At 62.5% G+C, this 24,059-nt stretch carries 23 protein-coding genes; 3 read left to right on the top strand and 20 right to left on the bottom strand.

Annotated features, from left to right (window positions below; genetic code table 11):
- Positions 1-43 precede the first annotated feature (43 nt).
- The 9 genes from J4P02_RS15450 to J4P02_RS15410 form a co-directional block, all read right to left on the bottom strand.
- Positions 44-673: an ABC-type transport auxiliary lipoprotein family protein gene (locus tag J4P02_RS15450; protein ID WP_426191699.1), complete on the bottom strand. Its 630-nt coding sequence runs from the start codon at positions 671-673 to the stop codon at positions 44-46.
- Complete coding sequence (locus J4P02_RS15445; RefSeq protein ID WP_426191697.1) at positions 670-1,608, bottom strand: MlaD family protein; 939 nt, start codon at positions 1,606-1,608, stop codon at positions 670-672. Before J4P02_RS15445 ends, J4P02_RS15450 begins: the two co-directional genes overlap by 4 nt.
- A 1-nt stretch (position 1,609) precedes the next feature.
- Complete coding sequence (locus J4P02_RS15440; protein ID WP_426191695.1) at positions 1,610-2,413, bottom strand: ABC transporter ATP-binding protein; 804 nt, start codon at positions 2,411-2,413, stop codon at positions 1,610-1,612.
- Positions 2,410-3,558, bottom strand: a complete 1,149-nt coding sequence (locus J4P02_RS15435; RefSeq protein WP_426191693.1) for an MlaE family lipid ABC transporter permease subunit — start codon at positions 3,556-3,558, stop codon at positions 2,410-2,412. Before J4P02_RS15435 ends, J4P02_RS15440 begins: the two co-directional genes overlap by 4 nt.
- Positions 3,559-3,612: 54 nt before the next feature.
- Positions 3,613-4,656 carry a DUF5924 family protein gene (locus tag J4P02_RS15430; RefSeq protein WP_426191691.1) on the bottom strand — a complete coding sequence of 348 codons (1,044 nt, stop codon included), beginning with the start codon at positions 4,654-4,656 and terminating at the stop codon, positions 3,613-3,615.
- Between the two features lie 89 nt (positions 4,657-4,745).
- Positions 4,746-6,128, bottom strand: coding sequence for a M16 family metallopeptidase (locus J4P02_RS15425; RefSeq protein WP_426191689.1), 1,383 nt, complete (start codon positions 6,126-6,128; stop codon positions 4,746-4,748).
- A gap of 56 nt (positions 6,129-6,184) precedes the next feature.
- A complete protein-coding gene (locus tag J4P02_RS15420; protein WP_426191688.1) occupies positions 6,185-7,843 on the bottom strand; it encodes a Na/Pi cotransporter family protein in 1,659 nt (552 codons plus the stop codon).
- Between the two features lie 217 nt (positions 7,844-8,060).
- Positions 8,061-8,828 carry a TerC family protein gene (locus J4P02_RS15415; protein ID WP_426191686.1) on the bottom strand — a complete coding sequence of 256 codons (768 nt, stop codon included), beginning with the start codon at positions 8,826-8,828 and terminating at the stop codon, positions 8,061-8,063.
- A gap of 67 nt (positions 8,829-8,895) precedes the next feature.
- Positions 8,896-10,203, bottom strand: coding sequence for a CitMHS family transporter (locus J4P02_RS15410; RefSeq protein ID WP_123723794.1), 1,308 nt, complete (start codon positions 10,201-10,203; stop codon positions 8,896-8,898).
- Positions 10,204-10,522: 319 nt separating this feature from the next.
- Here J4P02_RS15410 and J4P02_RS15405 point away from each other — a divergent pair, with 319 nt between their 5' ends.
- Positions 10,523-10,924 carry a GFA family protein gene (locus J4P02_RS15405; RefSeq protein ID WP_426191684.1) on the top strand — a complete coding sequence of 134 codons (402 nt, stop codon included), beginning with the start codon at positions 10,523-10,525 and terminating at the stop codon, positions 10,922-10,924.
- A 17-nt stretch (positions 10,925-10,941) separates the two neighbouring features.
- On the opposite strand, the gene J4P02_RS15400 is transcribed toward J4P02_RS15405, so the two are convergent.
- From J4P02_RS15400 to J4P02_RS15350, 11 genes are all read right to left on the bottom strand, one after another.
- Positions 10,942-12,903 (bottom strand): DUF4105 domain-containing protein, encoded by a 1,962-nt coding sequence (locus J4P02_RS15400; protein ID WP_426191682.1) that lies wholly within the window; start codon positions 12,901-12,903, stop codon positions 10,942-10,944.
- On the bottom strand, positions 12,900-13,220 hold the full coding sequence (locus J4P02_RS15395; RefSeq protein WP_426191680.1) for a DUF2388 domain-containing protein: 321 nt from the start codon (positions 13,218-13,220) through the stop codon (positions 12,900-12,902). Before J4P02_RS15395 ends, J4P02_RS15400 begins: the two co-directional genes overlap by 4 nt.
- Before the next feature lie 27 nt (positions 13,221-13,247).
- Positions 13,248-13,520, bottom strand: coding sequence for a DUF2388 domain-containing protein (locus J4P02_RS15390; RefSeq protein ID WP_426192102.1), 273 nt, complete (start codon positions 13,518-13,520; stop codon positions 13,248-13,250).
- A 126-nt stretch (positions 13,521-13,646) separates the two neighbouring features.
- Complete coding sequence (locus J4P02_RS15385; protein WP_426191678.1) at positions 13,647-13,964, bottom strand: DUF2388 domain-containing protein; 318 nt, start codon at positions 13,962-13,964, stop codon at positions 13,647-13,649.
- A gap of 168 nt (positions 13,965-14,132) precedes the next feature.
- Entirely contained in the window at positions 14,133-14,342 is a 210-nt protein-coding gene (locus J4P02_RS15380) for a DUF1127 domain-containing protein (RefSeq protein WP_426191676.1), read from the bottom strand.
- 267 nt (positions 14,343-14,609) lie between these two features.
- Positions 14,610-14,825, bottom strand: coding sequence for a DUF1127 domain-containing protein (locus J4P02_RS15375; protein ID WP_426191674.1), 216 nt, complete (start codon positions 14,823-14,825; stop codon positions 14,610-14,612).
- A gap of 319 nt (positions 14,826-15,144) precedes the next feature.
- Positions 15,145-16,638, bottom strand: coding sequence for an acetyl-CoA hydrolase/transferase family protein (locus J4P02_RS15370; RefSeq protein WP_426191672.1), 1,494 nt, complete (start codon positions 16,636-16,638; stop codon positions 15,145-15,147).
- A gap of 179 nt (positions 16,639-16,817) precedes the next feature.
- The gene (locus J4P02_RS15365; RefSeq protein WP_426191670.1) at positions 16,818-18,254 is read right to left on the bottom strand and encodes an NAD(P)(+) transhydrogenase (Re/Si-specific) subunit beta; all 1,437 of its coding nucleotides are present in this window, start codon (positions 18,252-18,254) and stop codon (positions 16,818-16,820) included.
- Complete coding sequence (locus tag J4P02_RS15360) at positions 18,254-18,577, bottom strand: NAD(P) transhydrogenase subunit alpha (protein WP_005783507.1); 324 nt, start codon at positions 18,575-18,577, stop codon at positions 18,254-18,256. Before J4P02_RS15360 ends, J4P02_RS15365 begins: the two co-directional genes overlap by 1 nt.
- A gap of 15 nt (positions 18,578-18,592) precedes the next feature.
- Positions 18,593-19,714: a Re/Si-specific NAD(P)(+) transhydrogenase subunit alpha gene (locus J4P02_RS15355; protein WP_426191667.1), complete on the bottom strand. Its 1,122-nt coding sequence runs from the start codon at positions 19,712-19,714 to the stop codon at positions 18,593-18,595.
- A 450-nt stretch (positions 19,715-20,164) separates the two neighbouring features.
- On the bottom strand, positions 20,165-21,064 hold the full coding sequence (locus tag J4P02_RS15350; RefSeq protein ID WP_426191665.1) for a LysR family transcriptional regulator: 900 nt from the start codon (positions 21,062-21,064) through the stop codon (positions 20,165-20,167).
- Positions 21,065-21,221: 157 nt separating this feature from the next.
- Between J4P02_RS15350 and J4P02_RS15345 the strand changes: the two genes are divergently transcribed.
- Positions 21,222-22,403: an acyl-CoA dehydrogenase gene (locus J4P02_RS15345; RefSeq protein ID WP_426191663.1), complete on the top strand. Its 1,182-nt coding sequence runs from the start codon at positions 21,222-21,224 to the stop codon at positions 22,401-22,403.
- Between the two features lie 13 nt (positions 22,404-22,416).
- Positions 22,417-23,637, top strand: coding sequence for a CaiB/BaiF CoA transferase family protein (locus tag J4P02_RS15340; protein WP_426191661.1), 1,221 nt, complete (start codon positions 22,417-22,419; stop codon positions 23,635-23,637).
- Positions 23,638-24,059: the final 422 nt, after the last annotated feature.

The raw sequence follows: 24,059 nt of genomic DNA, 5'->3' as shown, positions 1-24,059 counted from the left end.
CGTTTGCAATGGGGTAGGAGCCGGCTTGTCGGCGAAAGGAACCTCAGCGCTTTAGCGCCTGGTTGCCCTGCCCCACGGCCCAGTCCACCACTTGCCGGGTCAGGGTATCGCTGGCCTGGCCAAATCCCGTGACCACTGCCGGCACCTGGGTTTGCGCCAAGGGCTGGCGCACTTCAAAGCGTCGGCTGGCGAGGATCTTCTGGTCATAACCACGAATCAGTCGCGCATCCAGGCGGATCACCACCTGGGCGGCCTGGCCCTGGTACTCGGTCTGGAAGGCTTGCAGGTCGCCCCCCAGGGCCAGGTCGGTCTGCAGGTTGCTGTCATCGGTGCTCAACAGCTGTACCCGACCATCGCGTTGGAAACCGTCCAGCAGGCGGTTGCGCAGCAGGATCGGTGCCGGATCGCTCCAGCGCGAGGCCTTGTAGCTGCTGATCAGGTTGCCTTGGGGCAGCACCGCGATCCGTGCGCTGTTCAGCGCATCACCGGCCTGGGGCTTGAGCAATTGCAACGACCAGGGCAAGGCCTGGCCCGTGGCGCTGGCCGGGCCCTGGGCTACGGGCAGGCGGTAGATGTCCAGGGGCTCGGCCTTGGGCAGGATCGAGCAGGCACTGCTCAAGGCCAGGGCGCCGCCCAGGGCCAGAGGGGCAAACAGACGATAGGCACGCTTCATGGCGTGAACTCCTTGTTCTTCTCGTTACCCAGCAGGTAGCCACCGGGGTTGGCTTCCAGGCGTCGGGTAATGGCTCGCAGCGAGCCGAGGGTTTCGCGCAGTTCGCGTACCGCCGGCGCCAGGCCGTTGAGCCCCTGCATGCCATTGTTCAGCGAATCCTGATTGTCGTTCAGCAGTTTGTTCAGGGTGGCGCTGCTTTGCTCCAGGGAACGCATGGCCTGTTCCGCGCTGCCGAACATCTGCCGTCCCTGATCGTTGAGCAGGCCGTTGGCATTGCGCATCAGCGAGGTGGTCTGTTCCAGCATGGCGCTGGTCTGCTTGGTGATGGTGCCCAGTTGCTGCATCAGCTGGCGCAAGTCATCCCGTTGCCCGGCAATGCTCGCCGAAGTCTTCTGCAGGTTGTCCAGGGTGTTGCTGACCCGCTCCACGTTGTCCGGGGAGAACATGCGATTGGCGTTGTGCAGCAGCAGGTTGACCCCCGTCATCAGGTCGTTGCTGTTGTTCAGCAGGCGGGCAATGGGCGATGGCGAGGCGATGATGGTTGGCAGTTGGCCGTCCTTGCCCTTGAGCACCGGGCTCTGCGGGGTGCCACCGCTGAGCTGGATGATCGAGGTGCCAGTGATGCCGGTCAGGGCCAGCTTGGCCTGGGTGTCTTCCTTGATCGGCGTGTCGCTGCCCAGGCGGATTTGCGCCAGTACCCGGCGCGGGTCTTTCGGGTCCAGGCGCAGGTTGACCACGTCGCCGACCTTGATTCCGCTGTACTGCACCGAGCTGCCCTTGGACAGGCCGCTGACCGCTTCATTGAAGACGATCTGGTAATCCTGGAAGGCGCTGTCGACGCTGGACTTGGCCAGCCACAGGCCGAACAGCAAGGCGCTGGCCACCCCGATCACGGTGAACAGGCCGATCAATACATGATGGGCTCGGGTTTCCATGTCATCCCTCGTTGGTCTGTGTAGCGGCCTGATAGGCCGCGCGGCCGCGAGGGCCATGGAAGTACTGCTGGATCCATTCATCCGGGTGCTCCGCCACCCGCTCGATGGCATCCGCCACCAACACTTTCTTCTGCGCCAGCACCGCCACCCGGTCGGTAATGGTGTAGAGGGTGTCGAGGTCGTGGGTGACCAGGAACACGCTCAGGCCCAGGGCGTCGCGCAGGGTCAGGATCAGCTGGTCGAAGGCGGCGGCGCCCACCGGGTCGAGGCCGGCGGTGGGTTCGTCGAGAAACAGGATGTCCGGGTCCAGGGCCAGGGCGCGGGCCAGGGCCGCGCGCTTGATCATGCCGCCGGACAGCGAGGCCGGGTATTTGTCGGCCGCCGAGAGCGGCAGGCCGGCCAGGGCCAGTTTCACCGCCGCCAGGTGTTCGGCATCGGCGCGTGACAGCCCGGCATGCTCGATCAGCGGCAGGGCGACGTTTTCGGTCACGGTCAGCGAGGTGAACAGCGCGCCCTTCTGGAACAGCACGCCAAAGCGCCGCTCGATCAGCGAGCGCTGCTGCTCCGACAGGCTTGGCAGGTCCTGGCCGAAGACCCGCACCGCACCTGCGCTGGGCTGGCGCAGGCCGACGATGCTGCGCAGCAATACCGACTTGCCGCTGCCCGAGCCGCCGACCACGCCGAGGATCTCGCCCTGGTAGACGTCCAGGTCGAGGTTCTCGTGCACGCTCTGCTTGCCGAAGCGGTTGCACAGGCCGCGGACCTCGATCACCGCCTCGGCGGGCGCCCGCGGTGCCCGGCTCACCAGCCCATCTCCATGAAGAACAATGCGGCCACGGCGTCGATGACAATCACCACGAAGATCGACTGGACCACGCTGGAGGTGGTGTGGGCGCCCACCGACTCGGCGCTGCCGCTGACCTTGAAGCCCTCCAGGCAACCGATGGCGGCGATCAGGAAAGCGAAGATCGGTGCCTTGACCATGCCCAGCAGGAAGTGTTTCACGCCGATATCCGAATGCAGCAGCGAGAGGAACATGGCCGGCGAGATATCCAGGGACAGGGCGCAGACCACGGCGCCGCCGATGATCCCCGAGAGCATCGCGAGAAAGGTCAGCATCGGTAGCGCCACCAGCAGCGCCAGCACCCGGGGCAGTACCAGCAGCTCCATCGGGTCCAGGCCCAGGGTGCGAATGGCGTCGATCTCTTCATTGGCCTTCATCGAGCCGATTTGCGCAGTGAAGGCGCTGGCGGTGCGGCCGGCCATGAGAATCGCCGTGAGCAGCACGCCGAACTCGCGCAGGAAGGAGAAGCCCACCAGGTCCACGGTAAAGATGCTGGCGCCGAAATTGGCCAATACCGTGGCGCCGAGAAAGGCCACCACCGCGCCCACCAGGAAGGTCAGCAGGGCGACGATGGGAGCGGCATCGAGGCCGGTCTGCTCGATATGCGCCACCACCGGGGTGATGCGCCAGCGCTTGGGGCGCAGCAGGCCGCGGGCCAGGGTCTCGAGGATCAGGCCGATAAAGCCGAGGACTTTCAGGGTGTCTTGCCAGACCGTGTACACCGCACTGCCAATGCGCGAGAGCAGTTGGATGCTGACCGGGATTTCCGCTTCCTTGATGGGTACGCAGAAGTCTTTCAGCGAGCAGTAGACCGTTTGCAGCAGCGCACGGTCGGCGGCGGACAGGCTGCATTCGGGGTGTTGGGCCGAGCGTTCGAGGCGCTCGGCACCCAGCAGTTCCACCAGCAGCGAAGCGCCGGCGGTGTCCAGGGCACCCAGGCCATTGAGGTCGATCGGGGTGTCGCTGTCGTAGCGTTGGTGAAGGCTTTGGCAGAGCTGCTTGAGGTCGCTGTAGTGCGCCAGGGTCCAGTCCCCGGCGATACGCAGCAGCGCCGGCGAGTGGGCGGTATCCAGTTGAGCGGTGCCGGGCGTCACGCTGCTAGTCATAAGCTCCAAGCTTGGGTGGCGATTGCGCAGTGCTACGTAATAGCACGATCGAGGTTACTTTGCCTCGCCGGCTTTGCCGCCGTCTTGACCTGTGTCGGTGATCTCGAAACGCAGCACGCCGATCACCTGGCCGTCTTCGGTAATCACCCGTACCTGCCATTTTCCCGCCGGATTGGCGGGGAAGTTCTGCTTGTGCGACCAGGCGCGATAGCCCTCTTTGCGCCCGCCGTGGATATCCAGGGCGACCCGGTCCACTTCGTTGCCGTTGAATTTCCAGACATGGTAGATGCGCTCGTCCAGGCCGCGGGGGGCATTGATCGCGGTGTAGGCATAGAGGCCGTTGCTGCGTACCTGGGCGACGCTGACCTGCTCCAGGCTGGCGCCCGGGGTGCGGTCCTGGAGCAGGGTGCTGATGGCGTCCTCGGTTAGCCACAGGGTGGCCGGTGGCACCCAGGAGCGCAGCAGCCAGCCGGTGCTGCCAATCGCCAGGGTGATGGCCAGCACTGCCAGGGCGCTGCGCAGGCTGCGGATCGGCAGGATCGAGGCCAGGCTCGGGAATGACAGCAGCATGGCGGTGCCCAGTGCCAGCTTGAAGCTCTGGGCGGTGGTCAGGTGCAGGATCAGCGGCAGCGCGGTAAGCAACACGGCGAACAGGGTCAGGGTATGCAGGGCGAGGAACAGCCAGCGCCGCGGGGCCAGCCACTTGTAGTACAGCGGATCGGTGATGGAGATCAGCGCCGCCGCCCCCAGCAGCCCGGTGAACACCAGCTGACCACTGTTCCAGCTGGTGGTGATAAAGAAGAACGGCAGGACGAAGAACAGGCTTTCCTGATGGATCATCTGCGTTGCGTAGCGCAGCAGCGGCTGCGGGATCTCGCGCTTGAACACCTTGGCGAACATTTCGGTGAGGCTGTTTTCCAGCATCAGCCAGACCCAGCTCACCAGCATGATCACGGCGATCCACGAGGCCAGGCTTTGTTGCCGGTCCACCAGGATGAAGCTGCAGACCCCGGAGATGAAACCGCCGAGTGCAATGACCCCCGGGTAGCGCTTCATCAGTTCGAGAATGCGCTGGATAACGTGGCTCAGGTTGGGCATCGGGCGGGGATCACAGTCATGGCGGGGGAAAACCGCGACAGGATAACGTTGACCGGAGCCTGTGGCGAGGGAGCAGGTGCCCTCGCCACTCAACCGGCGCGGCGGCGCACCAGGTAGACACCGCAGCTGCCGAGAAGAACCAGGGCCAGCAGGCCGCCGATCAGCCACAGCAGTTGCTCGTCACTGAGCAGCGGTTGCTCGATGCGCAGGTAGCCCGGCTGTTGCAGCAGCTGGCGCAGCGCCTGGTTGGCCTGTTGCAGGCTCACTTCCTGCAGGCGCCTGGCCGGATCGCTGAAGCGCTTGCCGTCGAAGTCTCCCAGGGCACTCCAGTAGTAGTCGGCCAGGGCGCTGTTGCCCTGCACCGCCCAGGCCTGGCGGTCGATGGCGGCCTGCTTCAGGCGTTCGAAGGTGGCCCGGTCCAGGCCGTGCTGCAGCAGGTTGGCCTTGAGTTGTTGCACCACCTGCCGGGCCTGGGGCAGGTCGTTGCGCTCGAGGTCGGCGTTGAGGCTGAGAAAACCCACGCCGCCGAAGACCTCGCGGTCGCTCCAAGGGCCGTAGGACAGCTCGTGCTCCAGGCGCAGTTGGCGGTACAGCGCCCAGTCCAGGTAATCCTTGAGCAGGTCGAAGGTGGCGTCGTGCTGCTGCTCCAGCACGGGTTCGGGAAACAGCCAGTGCAGTTGCGCGCTCTGCCCTACCCAGCCACGGATCAAGGTGCGCTCGGCCGCCGCCTGGCCCTGGATCTGCGGCAGTGGAGGATGCTCGTTGGGTTCCACCGGCTCCAGGGCGCCGTAGGTGCGCTCCAGGTAGGCCGGAAGCAGGCGATCGAGCTCGCCGACCACGATCAGGCTCATGTTGTTGGGGGCGTACCAGTCCTTGCGGACCTGCTCCAGCTGGGCCAGGCGCAGGTGCCCGACTTCGGCGCGCTCGGCGCATTTGAGCCCCAGTTCCACCGCCAGCTGGTTGCTGGCCTTGTGGCCCAGGTCCTGGCGGTCGAGCCAGCGTTGCAGGTGCGAGTAATGGCCACCGTCCTCGCGCTCCACCACCTGCTTGGCGGCGGCCACCGCCTTGTCGTCGAGCCGGGTATGGGTCAACAGCGACAGCAGCAGGTCGAGGACCTTGCGCTGGTTTTTCGCCGGGGCCTCGATCACGAAGGTGGTGTCGGCGTTGCTGGTATAGGCGTTCCACTCGCCACCCAGGGCTTGCATGCGCTCTTCCAGGCCGCCTTCGCCGCTGGCGTCGATGCCGCTGAACAGCAGGTGTTCGAGCAGGTGCGGCAGTTCCTTCTCGCTGCAGGGGAAATCGTCCAGGCCCACGCCCACCACCAGGCGGATGGCCACGTGGCCACGTTCGCTACCGGGCTTGAGCACGACTTGCAGGCCATTGGCCAGGGTGTAGCCCTCAACCTGGAACCGGTCCAGGGCCCAACCTTGAGCACTGCCCAGCAACAGGCAGGCGAATAACAGACAACGCATAACAAGCTTCCTTACGGCGTGCGTAAGTTGTACAGACTTCGTGGGACTGTGGACGTTCAGGGTGAATGCGTGATGTCGGCCATATCGTCGACTTCAAGCGCGCCGGTGTCGGAGGTTTCCAGCACCACATAGGCGCTGCTGCAGAACAGTGAGTTGAGACGCTTCATGTCGGCGATCAGTTCCAGGTGCAGGGAGCTGGTTTCGATGCTCTGCACTATCTTGCGCTGCAAGCGGCTGACGTGGGCGTGGGCCAGGCGCCGCTCCTGGGCGCGGAAGCGACGTTTTTCCCGCAGCAGCTGGCGGGCGCTTTCCGGGTCGGCACTGAGAAACACCGAGAGGCCCAGGCGCAGGTTGGCGATCAGTTGTTGCTGCAGCCCGGTCAGTTCTTCCAGGCCGACTTCGGAGAAGGAGCGACGTTGGGCGGTCTTCTGCTGTTGGACCTTGCGCAGCATGCGTTCGATCAGGTCGCTGGCCAGCTTGAGGTTGATCGCCAGTTCGATGACCTCGGCCCAGCGTCGGCTGTCCTGTTCGCTGAGGTCTTCGCGGGGCATCTGCGCCAGGTACAGCTTGATGGCGCTGTACAGGGCCTCGACGTCGTCGCTCAGGGCCCGGGTTTCCTGGGTGATGGCGGTCTGCTTGGCGCGCAGCACATCCAGCATGGCTTCCAGCAGGTTGTCGATCAGGTCACCGATGCGCAGGGTTTCCCGGGCGGCATTGGCCAGGGCCAGGCTAGGGGTGGTGAGTGCGGTGGGGTCGAGGTGGCGTGGCCGGGCCCGGCCGTTTTCCTGCTGCCGTTCCGGCAGCAGCCAGGCGCAGAGCCGGGCCATGGGGCCTACCGTGGGCAGTAGCAACAGGCAGCGGGCGGTGTTGTACAGCAGGTGGAAACCTATCACCACTTCCTGGGGGCTGAAGTCCAGGCTGTCCATCCAGTGCGCCAGGGGGTCGAGCACCGGGATGATCAGCAGCAGGCCAATCAGTTTGTACAGCAGGCTGCCCAGGGCCACTTGGCGCCCGGCGGCGTTCTGCATGCTGGTGCTGAGGAACGCCAGCACGCCGCTGCCGATATTGGCGCCGATCACCAGGCCGATGGCCACCGGCAGGCTGATCACCCCGGCGCCGGCCAGGGTCGCGGTAAGCAGCACCGCCGCCAGGCTGGAGTAGGAGACCATGGCGAACACCGCGCCCATCAAGGCATCGAGGAGGATGTCGCCGGTCAGCGAGGCGAACAGCACCTTCACACCCTGGGCATGGGTGATGGGGGCCGCGGCTTCGACTATCAGTTGCAGGGCGAGGATGATCAGGCCCAGGCCGATGCCGACTCGGCCCAACTGCCCGGCACGGGTCTGCTTGCGTGACAGAAAGAAGATCACCCCGAGGAAGATCAGCAGCGGCGACAGCCACGACAGGTCGAAGGTCAGCACCCGGGCCATCAGCGCGGTACCGACATCGGCGCCGAGCATGGTCGCCAGGGCCGGGGTCAGCGCCATCAGGCCCTGGCCGACGAAGGAGGTCACCAGCATCGCGGTGGCGTTGCTGCTCTGGACCATGGCCGTGACCAGGATGCCGGCGACGAAGGCCAGGGGGCGGCGGGCCATGTTCTGGCCGATCACATGGCGCAGGTTGGAGCCGTAAACCCGCAGGATGCCGGTACGCACTATATGGGTGCCCCAGATCAGCAGGGCCACGGCGGAAAGCAGATTGAGCAGGGTCAGCATGAGAGGCCCCCCCTGGGGTGAAGAGCCCCAAGCGGGGCCAATGGACATTGTTGCGCGCGGTTCTTGGTTATCTACTTAAAGCTTTAGTTGGCTTGCGCTCAAGGCGCCAGCATCGCATAGGCAAACGGCCCATTGAAACAAAACCGTCATGAAGATTGCGGGCCGCAGACGTGAAAAAGGGGCTCGAAAGCCCCTTTTCCATTAGCGCGTTCCCAGGTTATTGACCGGGAATGTCCTTGCGCAGTTTCACTGGCTCCTGCTGTTTTTTCTTTTTCGCGATGGCGGTGCGCATCTTGATGTTGATGGCTTCCACCGCCAGGGAGAAGCCCATGGCGAAGTACACATAGCCTTTTGGCACGTGCACGCCGAAGGCTTCGGCGATCAGTACCGTACCCACCACCAGCAGGAACGACAGGGCCAGCATCTTCAGCGACGGGTGCTTGTCGATGAATTCGCTGATGGTGCCCGAGGCCAGCATCATCACCAGCACCGCGACGATGATCGCCGCCACCATCACCGGCACATGGGAAACCATGCCCACGGCGGTGATCACCGAGTCCAGGGAGAAGACGATGTCGATGATCGCGATCTGGATGATGGTGTAGATGAAGTTGCCGCCCTTGCCCTTGGGTTCGTCGGCGGTTTCATCCTCGCCTTCCAGGGCGTGGTACATCTCCTGGGAGCTTTTCCACAGCAGGAACAGGCCGCCGAAGAACAGGATCAGGTCGCGTCCGGAAATGCCCTGGCCGAAGACCACGAACAGGTCGGCGGTAAGGCGCATGACCCAGGTGATCGACAGCAGCAGCAAGATTCGCGTGACCATGGCCAGGGCCAGGCCGAAGATCCGGGTGCGGGCCTGCATGTGCTTGGGCATGCGGCTGACCAGGATCGAAATCATGATGATGTTGTCGATGCCCAGGACGATTTCCAGGGCGGTCAGGGTGAAGAAGGCAACCCAGATTTCCGGGTTGGTCAGCCATTCCATGTGTATTCCTTTGAGCGAGTGTTATAGCCCGGGTTGCCAGAGCGGCCCAGGCGGAGGATCAGTGCTTCTACAGGGTGCTGAACAGCGGAAAGATCCCCATCAGCAGGGCGGCGAACATTATGCACAGGCAGACCAGCACTGCCCACTTGAGGGTGAAGCGCTGGTGGTCGCCGAACTCGATACCGGCCAGGGCCACTAGCAGGTAGGTCGAGGGTACCAGCGGGCTGAGCAGGTGCACCGGTTGGCCGACGATCGACGCGCGGGCCATTTCCACCGCGGTGATGCCGTAGTGGCTGGCGGCTTCGGCCAGTACCGGCAGCACGCCGTAGTAGAAGGCATCGTTGGACATGAAGAAGGTGAAGGGCATGCTCACCAGCGCGGTGATCACCGCCAGGTAAGGGCCCAATGCATCCGGAATCACCGCCAGCAGGCTCTTGGACATGGCGTCGACCATGCCGGTGCCGGAAAGGATGCCGGTGAAGATGCCCGCGGCGAAGATCAGCCCGACCACCGCCAGCACGCTGCCGGCGTGGGCCGCGACCCGGTCCTTCTGCTGCTGCAGGCAGGGGTAGTTGACGATCATGGCGATACTGAAGGCCACCATGAACAGCACCGGCAGCGGCAGCAGGCCGGCGATCAGCGCGCACATCAGGGCGAAGGTCAGGGCGCCGTTGAACCAGATCAGCTTCGGCCGCCGGGCATCCGGGTACTGCGAGACGCTGATTTCACTGTGGTCGATCTCGTCACCCGCCAGGTGCAGTTCCCCCAGGCGAGCACGTTCGCGCTTGCCGTACAGATAGGCGATGGCCAGGATGGCCACCACGCCGGCGAGCATGGCCGGGATCATGGGTACGAAGATATCCGACGGGTCTACGTGCAGGGCGCTGGCGGCGCGAGCGGTGGGGCCGCCCCAGGGGGTCATGTTCATCACCCCGCCGGCGAGGATGATCAGCCCGGCCATGATCCGCGGGCTCATGCCGATGCGGCTGTACAGCGGCAGCATGGCGGCCACGCAGATCATGTAGGTGGTGGCGCCGTCACCGTCCAGGGACACCACCAGGGCCAGCACCGCGGTGCCGACCGAGACTTTCAGCGGGTCGCCCTTGACCAGCTTGAGGATCTTGCGCACCGCCGGGTCGAACAGACCGGAGTCGATCATCAGGGCGAAATACAGAATGGCGAACATCAGCATCACGCCGGTGGGCGCCAGCTTGGTGATGCCTTCGAGCATCATGGGGCCGATTTTCGGCGCGAAACCGCCGAACAGGGCGAACAGGATCGGCACTATGATCAGGGCGATCAGCGCCGACAGGCGCTTGGTCATGATCAGGAACATGAAGGTGATGACCATGGCAAAGCCAAGGAAAGTCAGCATGGGAATACTCCAGGCGTAGCGCGGCTAGGGAATGGCGAACCGGGTGGGATCAGCGCAGAACGGCAAGCACGAGGCGTACGGGAGGAGTCGAAGCGAACAGGCGGGTAGGAGCGGACATCAGAATCACCATTGTTGTTGTTAATAGGGCCGGGAGCGCGAGAAACGCCCGCTATGGCCAACCGGTCTGTTGCCGGTAGTGGGGGCGATGCTAATCGGGGAAGCTTTCAGCCAGCTTTCGGCGCTGCAAGGAAACACCGGATGTTTGATCCGCCGACAGGCGGCATGACATGGCGGGAATTCGCCCGCAGGAGAAAGACACATGAGCCAACTGCACAGCGGAGGCTGCCATTGCGGCCGGCTGCGTTATCAATTCAGCGGGCCGTTGCAGGATATCGCCCACTGCCATTGTTCAATCTGTCGGCGAGTCAGTGGCGGCCTGGTGATCACCTGGATCACCCTGCCCGCCTCGGCGTTCAGCTGGGTGCGGGGCACCGCGGCGCGGTATGACTCATCCGCCAGTTGCGCGCGTTACTTCTGCGCCCACTGCGGTGCGCACTTGGCGCTGGTCACCCACCTGAGCCCTGACAGCATCGACGTGACCACCGCCACCCTGGATCACCCGGAGCTGGCGCCGGCCGAAAAGCATATCTGGACCGACAGCCGCCTGCCCTGGCTGCATCTGGATGAGCACTTGCCCGGGGAGCCGCAGGAGACGTTGTAGGCGCCGGCTTGCCGGCTTCAGGGCAGCTCCAGCCCGCCCGCCGCCTTGTGCAGCTTGCGCAAATGCTCGCCCACCGACTTCAGGTTGGCCTCGTTGGCGGCAATTTCCGCTGCCCGCGCCGGCTCCAGCAAGGCCCGCACTTCCTTGTCCAGCTCGCCGGTCAGGGATTGCAGCTGCTGTTGCCGCTGGCTGCTTTCGGATTCCAGGCGCTGCCACTCACCGGGTTGCGGCAGGCCATAGCCGCTGCTGCCCAAGAGTTCCGCCGGGCGGCTGAGGAAGCCGCTGTTGGCGAGGATCGCCTGCAGGGTCTTGTTGGCCTGCTCCATGCCGCCGTTCTTCAGCTCCCGGGCGCCCAGGTAACGCTGCTTGACCTCGTCCTGGGCCAGCAGCAGTTGCCGTCGATAGCTGGCCTGTTCCAGCAGCAGCAAGGCGGCGCTGGTGCGCAGGTCGGCGCGGTCGAACCACGGGCGACGTTCCGCGGCACTGAGTGCCAGCCAGTCCTCGACACTGGTCTGCTGGATTGGCAGGTACTTGCGGATCACCTCGAACATTGCCTGGTAGCGGTCGCGGAAGGAGTCGAAGCGATAGCCCAGGCGCAGTGCCTCACGAGGGTCGTCGAGCACGCTGGTGTCCGCCAGCCCCCTGCCCTTGAGCACTTCCAGCAAACCGTTGGGCATGATGCTGTCCAGGCCCAGCAGTTGCCGGTTGTTGCTGCCGCTGCGCAGCAGCTTGAGGCTTTCCACGGCGCAGTTGTTGGACAGGAAGTAGTAGTTGCCGTCGTAGCTCCAGTGCATCTCGGCGGCGCGTTCCACCACCTCTTCGATTTCCTCGCGCGACAGCTTCAAGGGCACCGAGGCCAGGCTGCGCAGTTCGGTCTTGGTGTACTCATCGATCACCTGGGACAGCGGCAGGACGAACAACCGCGACGGGTACTTGCCCACCAGGCCATCCCAGCTGGACAGCTGCACATCACCGACGAAGGCGCGATAGGACAGCACCAGGTGCTGGTCCAGGTCCAGGCGGCAATCCGGCCCTCGGGGCCGGCCCGGGGCGCAGATCACCAGGCGCAGCATGCTGTGGCCCCAGCGGCTGACCCAGTTCTGGTTGGCTTCGGCCAGCAGGTAGTCCACGGCGTAGACCCGCTCTGGGTCCACCTTGCCCAGGGGGGTCTTGGCGAAGTCGTTGCCGGCATTGAGGAAGGCGAAGGACTTGGCGCAACTGTCCTTGGCGGCGGGCGCCCAGCCGAAGTGCTGCTGATAGTAGCGGTACAGGCCCGGGCGACGGCAGGCGTAGCTCGGGTCGAGGAGGAAGTACTCCATGTTCACCGCCACGAACTCTTTCGGGTTGGTGGTCTCGTAGATATCCGGGCTGCGGGCGACCTGGCGGTTGTGCTGCTCGCGTTCGCCGCGGCGGCCGACGTATTGCGGCCAGCCGGCCAGGTCGAGCAGGCGCGGGTCGTCGCTGAGGGTGAAGCGCCGATCGTTCTGCCCGCGGCATTGATCCTGCAGGCCAACCAGGCCCAGGGTGCTGTTGTTGCGGGTGCAACGCTGGATCAGGCTGCGTTCGGCGCTGGGCCACAGGCGCGCCCGATCATAGATATGGGTCAGCTCATGGAGCACGGTGGCGAGCAGTTCGCGGCGCACGGTGCCATGGGGGCGACTGGTTTTCTGGGTGGCCGCGGAGCCGTCGGTGAGGCTTGGCAGCAGGGCGCGATTGAGGTCCAGCTCGGATATCAGAGACGCCTGGCCGTAGGCGTTGTCGGGCATTTGGTCGGTCCAGCCGACGTCGATGCGGCGGTCCAGTTGCTGGACGAAGCGCGGCGGCAGGGCCTGCATCGCTTCATCCAGCAGTGCCTGGCTGGCCTGTTGTTGCGCTGGGCTCAAGCCATCGGTCTTGAGGCGTAGCTGCAGGTCGGCCTGGGCGGTGCCGCAGAGCAGCGCCAGGCATCCGGCCAGCAGCCAGGCAAGAACGGGTTTCACAGGGCGAGGATGGCTTCGGCGAGAACCTGATCGCTGGCGTCACGGGCTTCCGGCACCTGGGTACGCAGGGCGTTGAACGCGGCTTCCAGTTGCGCGCCGCGGATTTCACCGTGGCTGGCGACGAAGCTGGCGGCATCGTCGTGGGCTTCACGTACGACTTTGGAGTCACGGATCGAGGTGGTGGTGTCCGAGGTGAAATCGATCGTGCGGCCGGAGGCACGGACGATGATGTTACTGGTGGCCACCAGGGTGTGTGCCTGAGCCACATCGGCCAACAACAACAGGCCAAGGGTGGCGGCAATCAGCGGGCTACGCATGGAACGACTCCGGAATATCAGGGATGACTATTGGACGAGAATTGCCTGCGCCAGTTCAAGGTCGCTGGCATGAAGTTTTGCCTGGTGTCGCCGCAGGTAATTCAGTGCGGATTCCAGGCGCCCGCCACGCAGTTGGCCGTCACTTGCAATAAAGGTGGCGGCATCATCCTGGGCGGCGAGCAGCAGTTTATGGTCGAAGGGCGCCGAGGTCACCTGGCTGGTGGCGTAAGCGGTGACGACCGGGCCCTGGGTGGTCAGGTCCAGTGCCTGCGACAGGCTGGCCCAACAGACGGTGAACAATGCACAAGCGGAACGCGAAATCCTGAACAAACCTACGAGTCTCGACAGCTGAAAATCAGCGGCAAGGCTAGCGCAATGGTCCGGACAGGGCCAGCGCAGAGGGTTTCAGCTGCGCTGGCGCACGGCTCAGATCGCCAGGATGGCCTGGGCCAGTTGGGCGTCGGTGGCCTGCAGTTGCGGCGCCTGCTGGCGAATATGGGCCAAGGCGCTTTCCAGTTTTACCCCGCGAATGGCGCCGTTGGTGGCGACGAAGCTGGCGGCGTCATCCCGTGCGGCGAGAACGATCTTATTGTCGCGCAGCGAGGAGGTGGCGTCGGAAGTGGCATCGGTGGTGGCCTTGAGCGCACCGACAATGGCGTCGGTAGTGACGATCAGGCTGGTGGCCTGGGCGTTGGCAGCCAGGGCCAGCAGTGCGGCAGCGCTGAGCAGGCGAAGACGGGACATGGGTAACTCCTGTGAATGAACAGACAATTGAAGAGGCGCTGAGTGAGACGCCGGGCAGCCACTGCTAAGTGCTGTGTCTGATTTATCTGACGCAGCTCGCAGATAAATCGCCACGTCACCCCAGATATTAGGCTGAGCTGTTCTATTCGCACAGCGCTGTATCAGGCCTCAACGCCAGAACGGCTGTTGCAGTTCCTGCGCTCTTTCGCAGTGGCTGATGCCGCTATCGGTTAGTTGTCGGTCGTCCATCTGTGCCAGCAGGCGCCGTGTACGCGCTCTTTCGCCAATGTTGTGCAACGCTCTGGCCCAGCGTTGCAGCAGGCTGGGTGGTGGTAATGCCTGGGCGTGGTGGGTGGATCTGGTGGTTGCTGAGTCCATGGTGCAGTCCTCGCCGGGAAGTCGAGCGATTGGCTCGCAACACCATGGTGTCGGCTTGCGAGCGCGCGGGGCAGATACACCAGGATAAAATTGTACTGGTACACGTGTGTATTTTTTGAAACTGTACCTGTGCTGGTGAGCGAGGCTGTACTCCAGCCTTTCGCCTGCCCTGAAACGACAAAACCCGCCGCGGTTTCCCGTGGCGGGTTCTGTATGCAATTCGGGTGCTGGCGGTGGACCCGGTGGGTCAGGGCCAGCGACGCTGAGTTAGCGCCAGAACGGCTTGCTCAGCTCTTCGTAGCGTTGTGCTTCGCTGATCCCGGCGTCGGCCAGCAGACGCGAATCCAGACGAGCCAGTTGATGGCGGCTGGAGATGCGACGTTGCCACAGCATCAGGTTGGCGAACAGGCGCAGAGGCAGGGAAGCCTGGGATTTTACAGCTTTGTCTTCGAAGAACAGTTCGGAACTGAGTGTACGTTCCATGGTTGACATCCTTCCGCTTGTGGCGGGATCAGGTAGTGGTTTAACTGGTGCCCATGATCCTCTTCCGGCGCAAGACTCTGTAGATACAGTTCACTTGTATTGTGAAGGTCCAGTTAACTGTTTATAGGGGCTGTACTGTTCGAAAATGGCGCAACTGTACCTGTCAGCACTTTTTTGGTGCACTTCAAGTGTTTTAGGCCAGAAAGGAAGGGGTTTAAGCGAGGAAATGACCAGTACAGCGGTACAGTTTTTGTCGCATACTGGTGACGGATCGGCAAGCTGACGAAACTGTGTTTGCGTCAGCTGCCAACTGTATCAATCACTCGGTGAGCATTTTCCCGGTTTCATCCAGGTTGATGTGCCAGCTCAGGGCCTCGCGCAGGATGTGCGGCGTGTGGCCGCCCAGGGCGCAGGCCTTGGTGAAGTAGTCGTTCAGTGCGTCGCGGTAGGACGGGTGCACGCAATTGTCGATGATCACCCGGGCCCGTTCCCGTGGCGCCAGGCCGCGCAGGTCGGCCAGGCCGATTTCGGTCACCAGGATGTCGACGTCATGCTCGGTGTGGTCCACGTGGCTGACCATGGGTACCACGCTGGAGATAGCCCCGCCCTTGGCGATCGACTTGGTGACGAAGATTGCCAGGTGCGCGTTGCGGGCAAAGTCTCCGGAACCGCCGATGCCGTTCATCATCCGTGTACCGCAGACGTGGGTGGAATTGACGTTGCCGTAGATGTCGAACTCCAGCGCCGTGTTGATGCCGATGATGCCCAGGCGCCGCACCACTTCCGGGTGGTTGGAAATTTCCTGGGGCCGCAGCACCAGTTTTTCCTTGTAGCGCTCCAGGTTGCCGAACACGTCGGCGTTGCGCCGGCTCGACAGGGTGATGGAGCTGCCCGAGGCGAAGCTCAGCTTGCCGGCGTCGATCAGGTCGAAGGTCGAGTCCTGCAGCACTTCGGAGTACATGGTGAGGTTTTCGAAAGGCGACTCGATCAGGCCGCACATCACCGCGTTGGCGATGTTGCCGATACCGGCCTGCAGCGGGCCGAGCTTGTTGCTCATGCGCCCGGCCTGCACTTCCTGCTTGAGGAACTCGATCAGGTGGTTGGCGATGCCCTGGGTGTCGCTGTCCGGGGTCGATACGGTGGACGGCGAGTCGTGCTGGTCGGTGATGACGATGGCGGCGATCTTTTCCGCAGGAATCGGGATTGCCGTGCTGCCGATGCGATCGTCGACCTTGACCAGCGGGATCGGGGTGCGGGTTGGGCGATAGGTCGGGATATAGATGTCGTGCAAACCTTCCAGGTTCGGGTTGTGCGCCAGGTTGATCTCGACAATCACCTTCTTGGCGAAGATCGCGAAGCTGGCGGAGTTGCCCACCGAAGTGGTTGGCACTATATGGCCCTGCTCGGTGATGGCCACGGCTTCGATCACCGCGATATCCGGCAGCTTGAGCTGCTTGTTGCGCAGCTGCTCGACGGTTTCCGACAGGTGCTGGTCGATGAACATCACCTGGCCGGCGTTGATCGCCTTGCGCAGGGTGCTGTCCACCTGGAATGGCATGCGTCGGGCCAGGACGCCGGCTTCGGTGAGTTCCTTGTCCAGGTCGTTGCCCAGGCTGGCGCCGGTCATCAGGCTGATTTTCAGGGGCTGTGCCTTGGCCCGCTGGGCCAGGGCATGGGGCACGGCCTTGGCTTCACCGGCGCGGGTGAAGCCGCTCATGCCGACGGTCATGCCGTCCTCAATCAGCGCGGCTGCGTCAGCGGCGCTCATCACCTTTTCCAACAACGAAGGCAAGCGGATACGATCACGGTACATGGATTGTTATCTCGGGCAACGAAAGCAAGAAGCGCAGTCTAGTGATTTCAGAAAAAAACGCCCCGCGACCAAGGTCGAATGAAACGCCCTGATCTAGAGCCTTCTGTCGGCTTTATTGGGCAAATAAAAAACCTCAGCCTACTCGAGGCTGAGGTTTTGGGTATTGCGCTACAGCAGCTTTATTCGACGGCTTTGACCATGTCTTCGATGACCTTCTTGGCATCGCCGAAGACCATCATGGTCTTGTCCAGGTAAAACAGTTCGTTGTCCAGGCCGGCATAGCCGCTGGCCATGGAGCGCTTGTTGACGATGATGGTCTTGGCCTTGAAGGCTTCGAGGATCGGCATGCCGGCAATCGGCGACTTCGGATCGTTCTTGGCTGCCGGGTTGACCACGTCGTTGGCGCCCAGCACCAGCACCACGTCGGCCTGGCCGAACTCGGAGTTGATGTCTTCCATTTCGAACACCTGGTCGTAAGGCACTTCGGCCTCGGCCAGCAGCACGTTCATATGGCCAGGCATGCGCCCTGCCACCGGGTGGATCGCGTACTTCACGGTCACCCCGTGGTGCACCAGTTTCTCGGTCAGTTCCTTCAGCGCGTGCTGGGCACGGGCCACCGCCAGGCCGTAGCCGGGAACTATGATCACGGTGTCGGCGTTGGTCAGGAGGAAGGTCGCATCGTCGGCCGAGCCGGACTTCACCGGACGGGCTTCCTGGGCACCGGCCGGGCCACCGGCATCGGCGCTGTTGCCGAAGCCGCCGAGCAGCACGTTGAAGAACGAGCGGTTCATGGCCTTGCACATGATGTACGAGAGGATCGCACCGCTGGAGCCCACCAGGGAGCCGGCAATGATCAGCATCGAGTTGTTCAGGGAGAAACCGATCCCTGCCGCTGCCCAGCCCGAGTAGCTGTTGAGCATCGACACCACCACCGGCATATCGGCGCCGCCGATCGGGATGATGATCAGCACGCCCATGACGAAGGCCAGGGCCAGCATCAGGGCGAAGGCGCCCAGGTTGCCGGTAACCATAAAGGTGATGCCCAGGCCCAGGGTGGCCAGGCCCAGCACCAGGTTCAGCTTGTGCTGGCCGGCGAACTGTACCGGTGCGCCCTGGAACAGACGGAACTTGTACTTGCCCGAGAGCTTGCCGAAGGCGATCACCGAACCGGAGAAGGTGATGGCACCGATGGCGGCGCCGAGGAACAGCTCCAGGCGGTTGCCGGCGGGAATCGAGTCCCCCAGGTGCTTGACGATGCCCAGGGACTGCGGCTCGACCACCGCAGCGATGGCGATGAATACCGCGGCCAGGCCGATCATGCTGTGCATGAAGGCCACCAGCTCCGGCATCTTGGTCATTTCCACGCGCTTGGCCATGATCGAACCGGCGCTGCCGCCAATCAGCAGGCCGACAATCACGTAGCCGATGCCGGCGGTCGCCAGCTCAGCACCCAGCTTATAAATGAGGCCAACGGTGGTCAGCACCGCCAGGGCCATGCCCAGCATGCCGAACAGATTGCCGCGCCGCGACGTGGTGGGGTGCGAAAGGCCCTTGAGCGCCTGGATAAAGCACACCGAGGCGATCAGATAGAGGGTTGTTACCAGGTTCATACTCATTACTTCTGCACCTCTTCTTTCACGGCTTTGGGCGCTTTCTTCTTGAACATTTCCAGCATGCGACGAGTCACCAGGAAGCCGCCGAACACGTTGACCGCCGCCAGGGCTACGGCCAGGGTGCCCATGGTCTTGCCCAGCGGGGTCACGGTCAGCGCGGCGGCCAGCATGGCGCCGACGATGACGATTGCGGAAATGGCGTTGGTCACTGCCATCAGCGGTGTGTGCAGTGCGGGTGTGACGTTCCAGACCACGTGGTAACCGACATAGATCGCCAGCACGAAGATGATCAGGTTGTAGATACCGGGGGAGATAAGCTCTTCCATCGTCTGAATCCCTGCTTAGGCGTTTTTGCGGATGACTTGGCCGTCGCGGCACATCAGGCACGCAGCGACGATGTCGTCTTCTAGGTTGACTTCGAACTGCCCTTCTTTAGTGAAGACAAGCTTCAGGAAGTCCAGCAGGTTGCGCGCGTACAGCGCCGAGGCGTCTGCGGCGACGGCGCCGGCCAGGTTGGTCGGGCCGACGATGGTCACGCCGTTTTCCACCACGACCTGATCCGCCACGGTCAGTGGGCAGTTGCCGCCCTGGGCCGCGGCCAGGTCGATGACCACCGAGCCGGGTTTCATTTGCGCGACGGTTTCGGCGCTGAGCAGGGTCGGTGCCTTGCGCCCGGGAATCAGCGCAGTGGTGATGACGATATCCGCTTGCTTGGCGCGTTCGTGCACGGCCTGGGCCTGGCGCTGCATCCAGCTGGCGGGCATGGGCCGGGCGTAACCGCCGACACCGACGGCGCATTCACGCTCTTCATCGGTTTCGTAAGGCACGTCGACGAACTTAGCGCCCAGGGATTCGATTTGTTCCTTCACTGCTGGGCGTACGTCCGAGGCCTCGATCACCGCACCCAGGCGCTTGGCCGTGGCGATGGCCTGCAAGCCTGCCACACCGGCGCCGAGGATCAGCACGCGGGCGGCTTTCACCGTACCGGCGGCGGTCATCAGCATTGGCATGAAGCGCGGGTAGTAGTGGGCAGCCAGCAGCACCGACTTGTAGCCGGCGATGTTGGCCTGGGACGACAGCACGTCCAGGCTCTGGGCCCGGGAGGTGCGTGGCGCCGCTTCCAGGGCGAAGGCGGTGATCCCGCGTTCGGCCAGCTTGGCGATGGTTTCGTTGCTGAAGGGGTTGAGCATGCCCACCAGCACGGTGCCGCTCTTGATCAGCATCAGTTCACTGTCGTTGGGCGCCACGACCTTGAGGATCAGCTCGGCACCGAAGGCTTCGTTGGCGCTGCCAATGGTTGCCCCTGCCGCCTCATAGGCACTGTCGACCACGCTGGCATTGATGCCGGCGCCGCTTTGCACAGTGACCTTGTGACCCTGGCCGATCAGCTTCTTGATGGTTTCCGGGGTTGCAGCAACCCGTGTTTCACCCGTCTGGGTTTCGAGAGGAACACCAATGTGCACGTCAAATCTCCTGCTTGATCTTATTGCTTTCGATCTTTCTTAGAAGGCCAGTGCACTGCGGAGGGTGCGACTGGGGCGGCCGATCAGCACGATCCCGCTGAAACGACAGCGGGGCGCGGCATTTTGCAGTCGAACTTTGAGGCCTTCAAGGGATTCTGACTAGTGACGGAAAATTAACTACAAGTCACCCCGTGACCGAATGTCGCAACGTATCGGGTTTAAGCCTTGTAGACCGTGCCTTTCAAGGCTTTTGCCTGGAAATTAAGTTTTTTCTCATGCTTGCTGTGAATAGCCCTGCATCACCCCTGAATAAACCCTACAAGCCGCGTGGTTAGGCGCTTGTAGAACGATTGTTCAAGGTGTCGGTACAGTCTGTCTAAATGCGACAAATAGTTATATCTGTAGTGCTTTTTATTTTCTGACTACGGGGTCAATTAGTGCTGTGCGCGGCTATTTACCTGCGCTGTAGCTGTTTGCCTGGGTCACCAGCCAGTCGCGAAATGCTCGTAGCGAGGCGGATTCCACCTTGCGCTCGGGGATCATCAGGTAATAGGCCTTGATGCTCGACAGTGCTTGGGGGTTGGCGATCACCAGGCGCTTCTCGGCCAGTTCGCGCTGGATGAGAAAGGCCGGAATCAGGGCGATCCCCATGTCGTGCATGGCCGCCTGGGCGAGCATGGAGAATAGCTCGTAGCGGGGGCCTGTCATGTCTCTAGGGACATTCAGCTGTTGCGAGCTGAACCATTGTCGCCAGGCGTAGGGGCGCGTGGTCTGCTGCAGCAGGGGCAGCTCGGCGATGGCCTGGGCGCTCAGTTGCGAGTGATCGCCCAGCAGGTTCGGGCTGCATACGGGGACGGGATGCTCGTCCATCAGGCGATGGGACTGGGTGCCCGACCAGTCGGCGTCGCCGAAGTAGATGGCAGCATCGAACGGGGTATCGGCGAACAGGAAAGGACGGGTGCGGTTGGTCAGGTTGACCGTGACTTCAGGGTGCTGCTGCTGGAAGTCCTTGAGCCGGGGCAGCAGCCATTGGGTGCCGAAGGTCGGTACCACGGCCAGTTCGATGACATTGGCGCCCTGCTGGCCCATCACCGATAGGGTGTCGCGTTCCACGGCATCCAGTTGGGTGGCGACCCGGCGGCTATAGGACAGCCCGGCCTCGGTGAGTTTGACGCCGCGTCTTGAGCGGCGGAACAGTTCGACGCTGAGGAACTCCTCCAGGCTGGCGATCTGCCTGCAAACCGCACCCTGAGTCAGGGAAAGCTCTTGTGCGGCCTTGGTGAAGCTCTCATGGCGGGCGGCGGCTTCGAAGCTGATCAGGGCTGCAGTGCTGGGGATCTTTCTGCGCATGTACGGCAATCTCACTAATAGGTGCTTGAAAAGGCACTTCTCGCCATTTCGAAGTGAGAAATTAGCACAACAGTATGCGAAATCCTCGTTTGCCTGAGGCGCTGCCCGGGCCTAGGATCAATCCACGATAGTTGACCTACTTCACGAGGATTCACTCATGGGCGGCAAAGCAAGCTTCAACTGGATCGATCCCCTTCTGCTGGACCAGCAACTCACCGAAGAAGAGCGCATGGTTCGCGACAGTGCCCAGCAGTTCGCCCAGGACAAGTTGGCGCCACGGGTTCTGGAAGCTTTCCGCCATGAGAAGACCGACCCGGCGATTTTTCGTGAGATGGGCGAAGTTGGCCTGCTAGGGGCAACCATTCCCGAGCAGTACGGCGGCAGCGGCCTGAACTATGTGTGCTATGGCTTGATCGCCCGTGAAGTGGAGCGGGTGGATTCTGGTTACCGTTCGATGATGAGCGTGCAGTCGTCCCTGGTGATGGTGCCGATCAACGAGTTCGGAACCGAGGCGCAAAAACAGAAGTACCTGCCGAAACTGGCTTCAGGCGAATGGATCGGCTGCTTCGGCCTGACCGAGCCGAACCATGGTTCCGACCCGGGCGCGATGATTACCCGTGCTCGCAAGGTGGACGGCGGCTATAGCCTGACCGGCACCAAGATGTGGATCACCAACAGCCCGATCGCCGATGTGTTTGTGGTTTGGGGTAAGGATGATGCCGGCGACATTCGTGGTTTTGTCCTGGAGAAGGGCTGGAAAGGCCTGAGCGCTCCGGCGATTCACGGCAAGGTCGGCCTGCGGGCATCGATCACCGGCGAGATCGTGATGGATAACGTGTTTGTGCCGGAAGAGAACATCTTTCCGGATGTGCGTGGCTTGAAGGGGCCCTTCACCTGCCTGAACTCGGCACGTTATGGCATTTCCTGGGGCGCGCTGGGGGCTGCGGAGTTCTGCTGGCATACCGCGCGTCAATACACCCTGGATCGTCAACAGTTCGGTCGGCCATTGGCGGCGACTCAGCTGATTCAGAAGAAGCTGGCAGACATGCAGACCGAAATCACCCTCGCCTTGCAAGGCTGCTTGCGCCTGGGGCGGATGAAGGATGAGGGTACTGCGGCGGTGGAGATCACTTCGATCATGAAGCGCAACTCCTGCGGCAAATCCCTGGATGTCGCGCGCATGGCCCGTGACATGCTGGGGGGGAACGGTATCTCCGATGAGTTCGGTATCGCTCGTCACCTGGTGAACCTGGAAGTGGTCAATACCTATGAGGGGACCCATGACGTGCATGCGCTGATTCTCGGGCGCGCGCAAACCGGCATCCAGGCGTTCTATTAATAGGAGAGCGGCCATGGGCGCGTTGTCGCATCTGCGGGTACTGGATTTGTCGCGAGTACTGGCGGGACCTTGGTCCGGGCAGATTCTCGCGGACCTGGGGGCCGAGGTCATCAAGGTCGAGCGTCCCGGCAATGGTGACGATACCCGTGCCTGGGGGCCGCCCTTCCTCAAGGACGCTTATGGCGAGAACACCACGGAGGCTGCCTATTACTTGTCGGCCAACCGTAACAAGCAGTCGGTGACTATCGATTTCACTCGCCCTGAGGGGCAGCAGCTGGTGCGTGAGCTGGCGGCCAAGTCGGATATCGTCATCGAGAACTTCAAGGTGGGCGGCTTGGCGGCTTACGGGCTGGATTACCCGTCGCTCAAAGCGAGCAATCCCCACCTGATCTATTGCTCGATCACCGGGTTCGGCCAGACCGGGCCTTATGCCAAGCGCGCTGGCTATGACTTCATGATCCAGGGCTTGGGCGGGCTGATGAGCCTGACTGGACGTCCTGAGGGTGATGAGGGGGCTGGGCCGGTGAAGGTCGGTGTGGCCTTGACCGATATCCTCACTGGGCTTTATTCGACGGTGGCGATTCTGGCGGCCCTGGCTCACCGCGATCAGGGTGGTGGCGGGCAGCATATAGATATGGCGCTGCTGGATGTGCAGGTCGCTTGTCTGGCGAATCAGGCAATGAATTACCTGACCACAGGTGTGGCGCCCAAGCGTTTGGGTAATGCGCACCCGAATATAGTGCCTTATCAGGATTTTCCGACGGCAGATGGTGACTTCATTCTCACCGTGGGTAATGACGGGCAGTTCCGCAAGTTTGCCGAAGTGGCGGGTCAACCGCAGTGGGCAGATGATCCGCGGTTTATTACTAATAAGCTGCGGGTGGCCAATCGGGCGGAGCTGATTCCGTTGATTCGCCAGGCGACGGTGTTCAAGACCACTGCTGAATGGGTGAGTCAGCTGGAGCAGGCCGGGGTGCCTTGTGGTCCGATCAATGATCTGGCCCAGGTGTTTGCCGATCCGCAGGTTGTGTCTCGTGGCTTGGCGGTGGAGCTGCCTCATGCATTGGCGGGAAGGGTGCCGCAGGTGGCGAGTCCGATTCGTCTCTCTGAGACGCCTGTTGAGTACCGGTATGCCCCTCCTCTATTAGGGGAGCATACGGAGCAGGTACTGCAGAGGGTGCTGGGGTTGCAGGGCGAGGCGCTGGCGGTTCTGAAGCAATTGGGGGTGCTGTAGGGTTTCTCTTCTAAATAGAAGTGCGGTTTGGGTTTTCGTGGGAGCCTGCGGAGCACCTTTTTTGGGTGTTGCATGTCTTTTGATAGAAAATTGAAAATAACGGTTGACGGCTGATTATATCTCTCTATAATTCGCCCCACTTCCGGCGCAGTCGAAACGGAAAACTCCTTGAAATTCAACGAGTTAATCAGTTTCAGCAGCGCTTAAGCTTCAGTTCATCGAAGTCGGAAGCAGTGAGTAAGGCGGTGCGTTTTCGCCTTATTAACGATTCGATCCTCTCGGTCGAAAGCGGTTAAAAAAGAGGTGTTGACAGCAGCGTGTAACGCTGTAGAATTCGCCTCCCGCTAACGAGAGATCGAAAGCGCAAGTGGTTGAAGTTGTTGAGAAAATCCTCGAAAACTTCTGAAAATAATCACTTGACA

The organism is Pseudomonas sp. NFXW11, from assembly GCF_049887815.1.
Lineage (GTDB): Bacteria > Pseudomonadota > Gammaproteobacteria > Pseudomonadales > Pseudomonadaceae > Aquipseudomonas.
The sequence above is the reverse complement of the archived record's forward strand: the minus strand, read 5'-3'. Positions and strand labels throughout refer to the sequence as shown.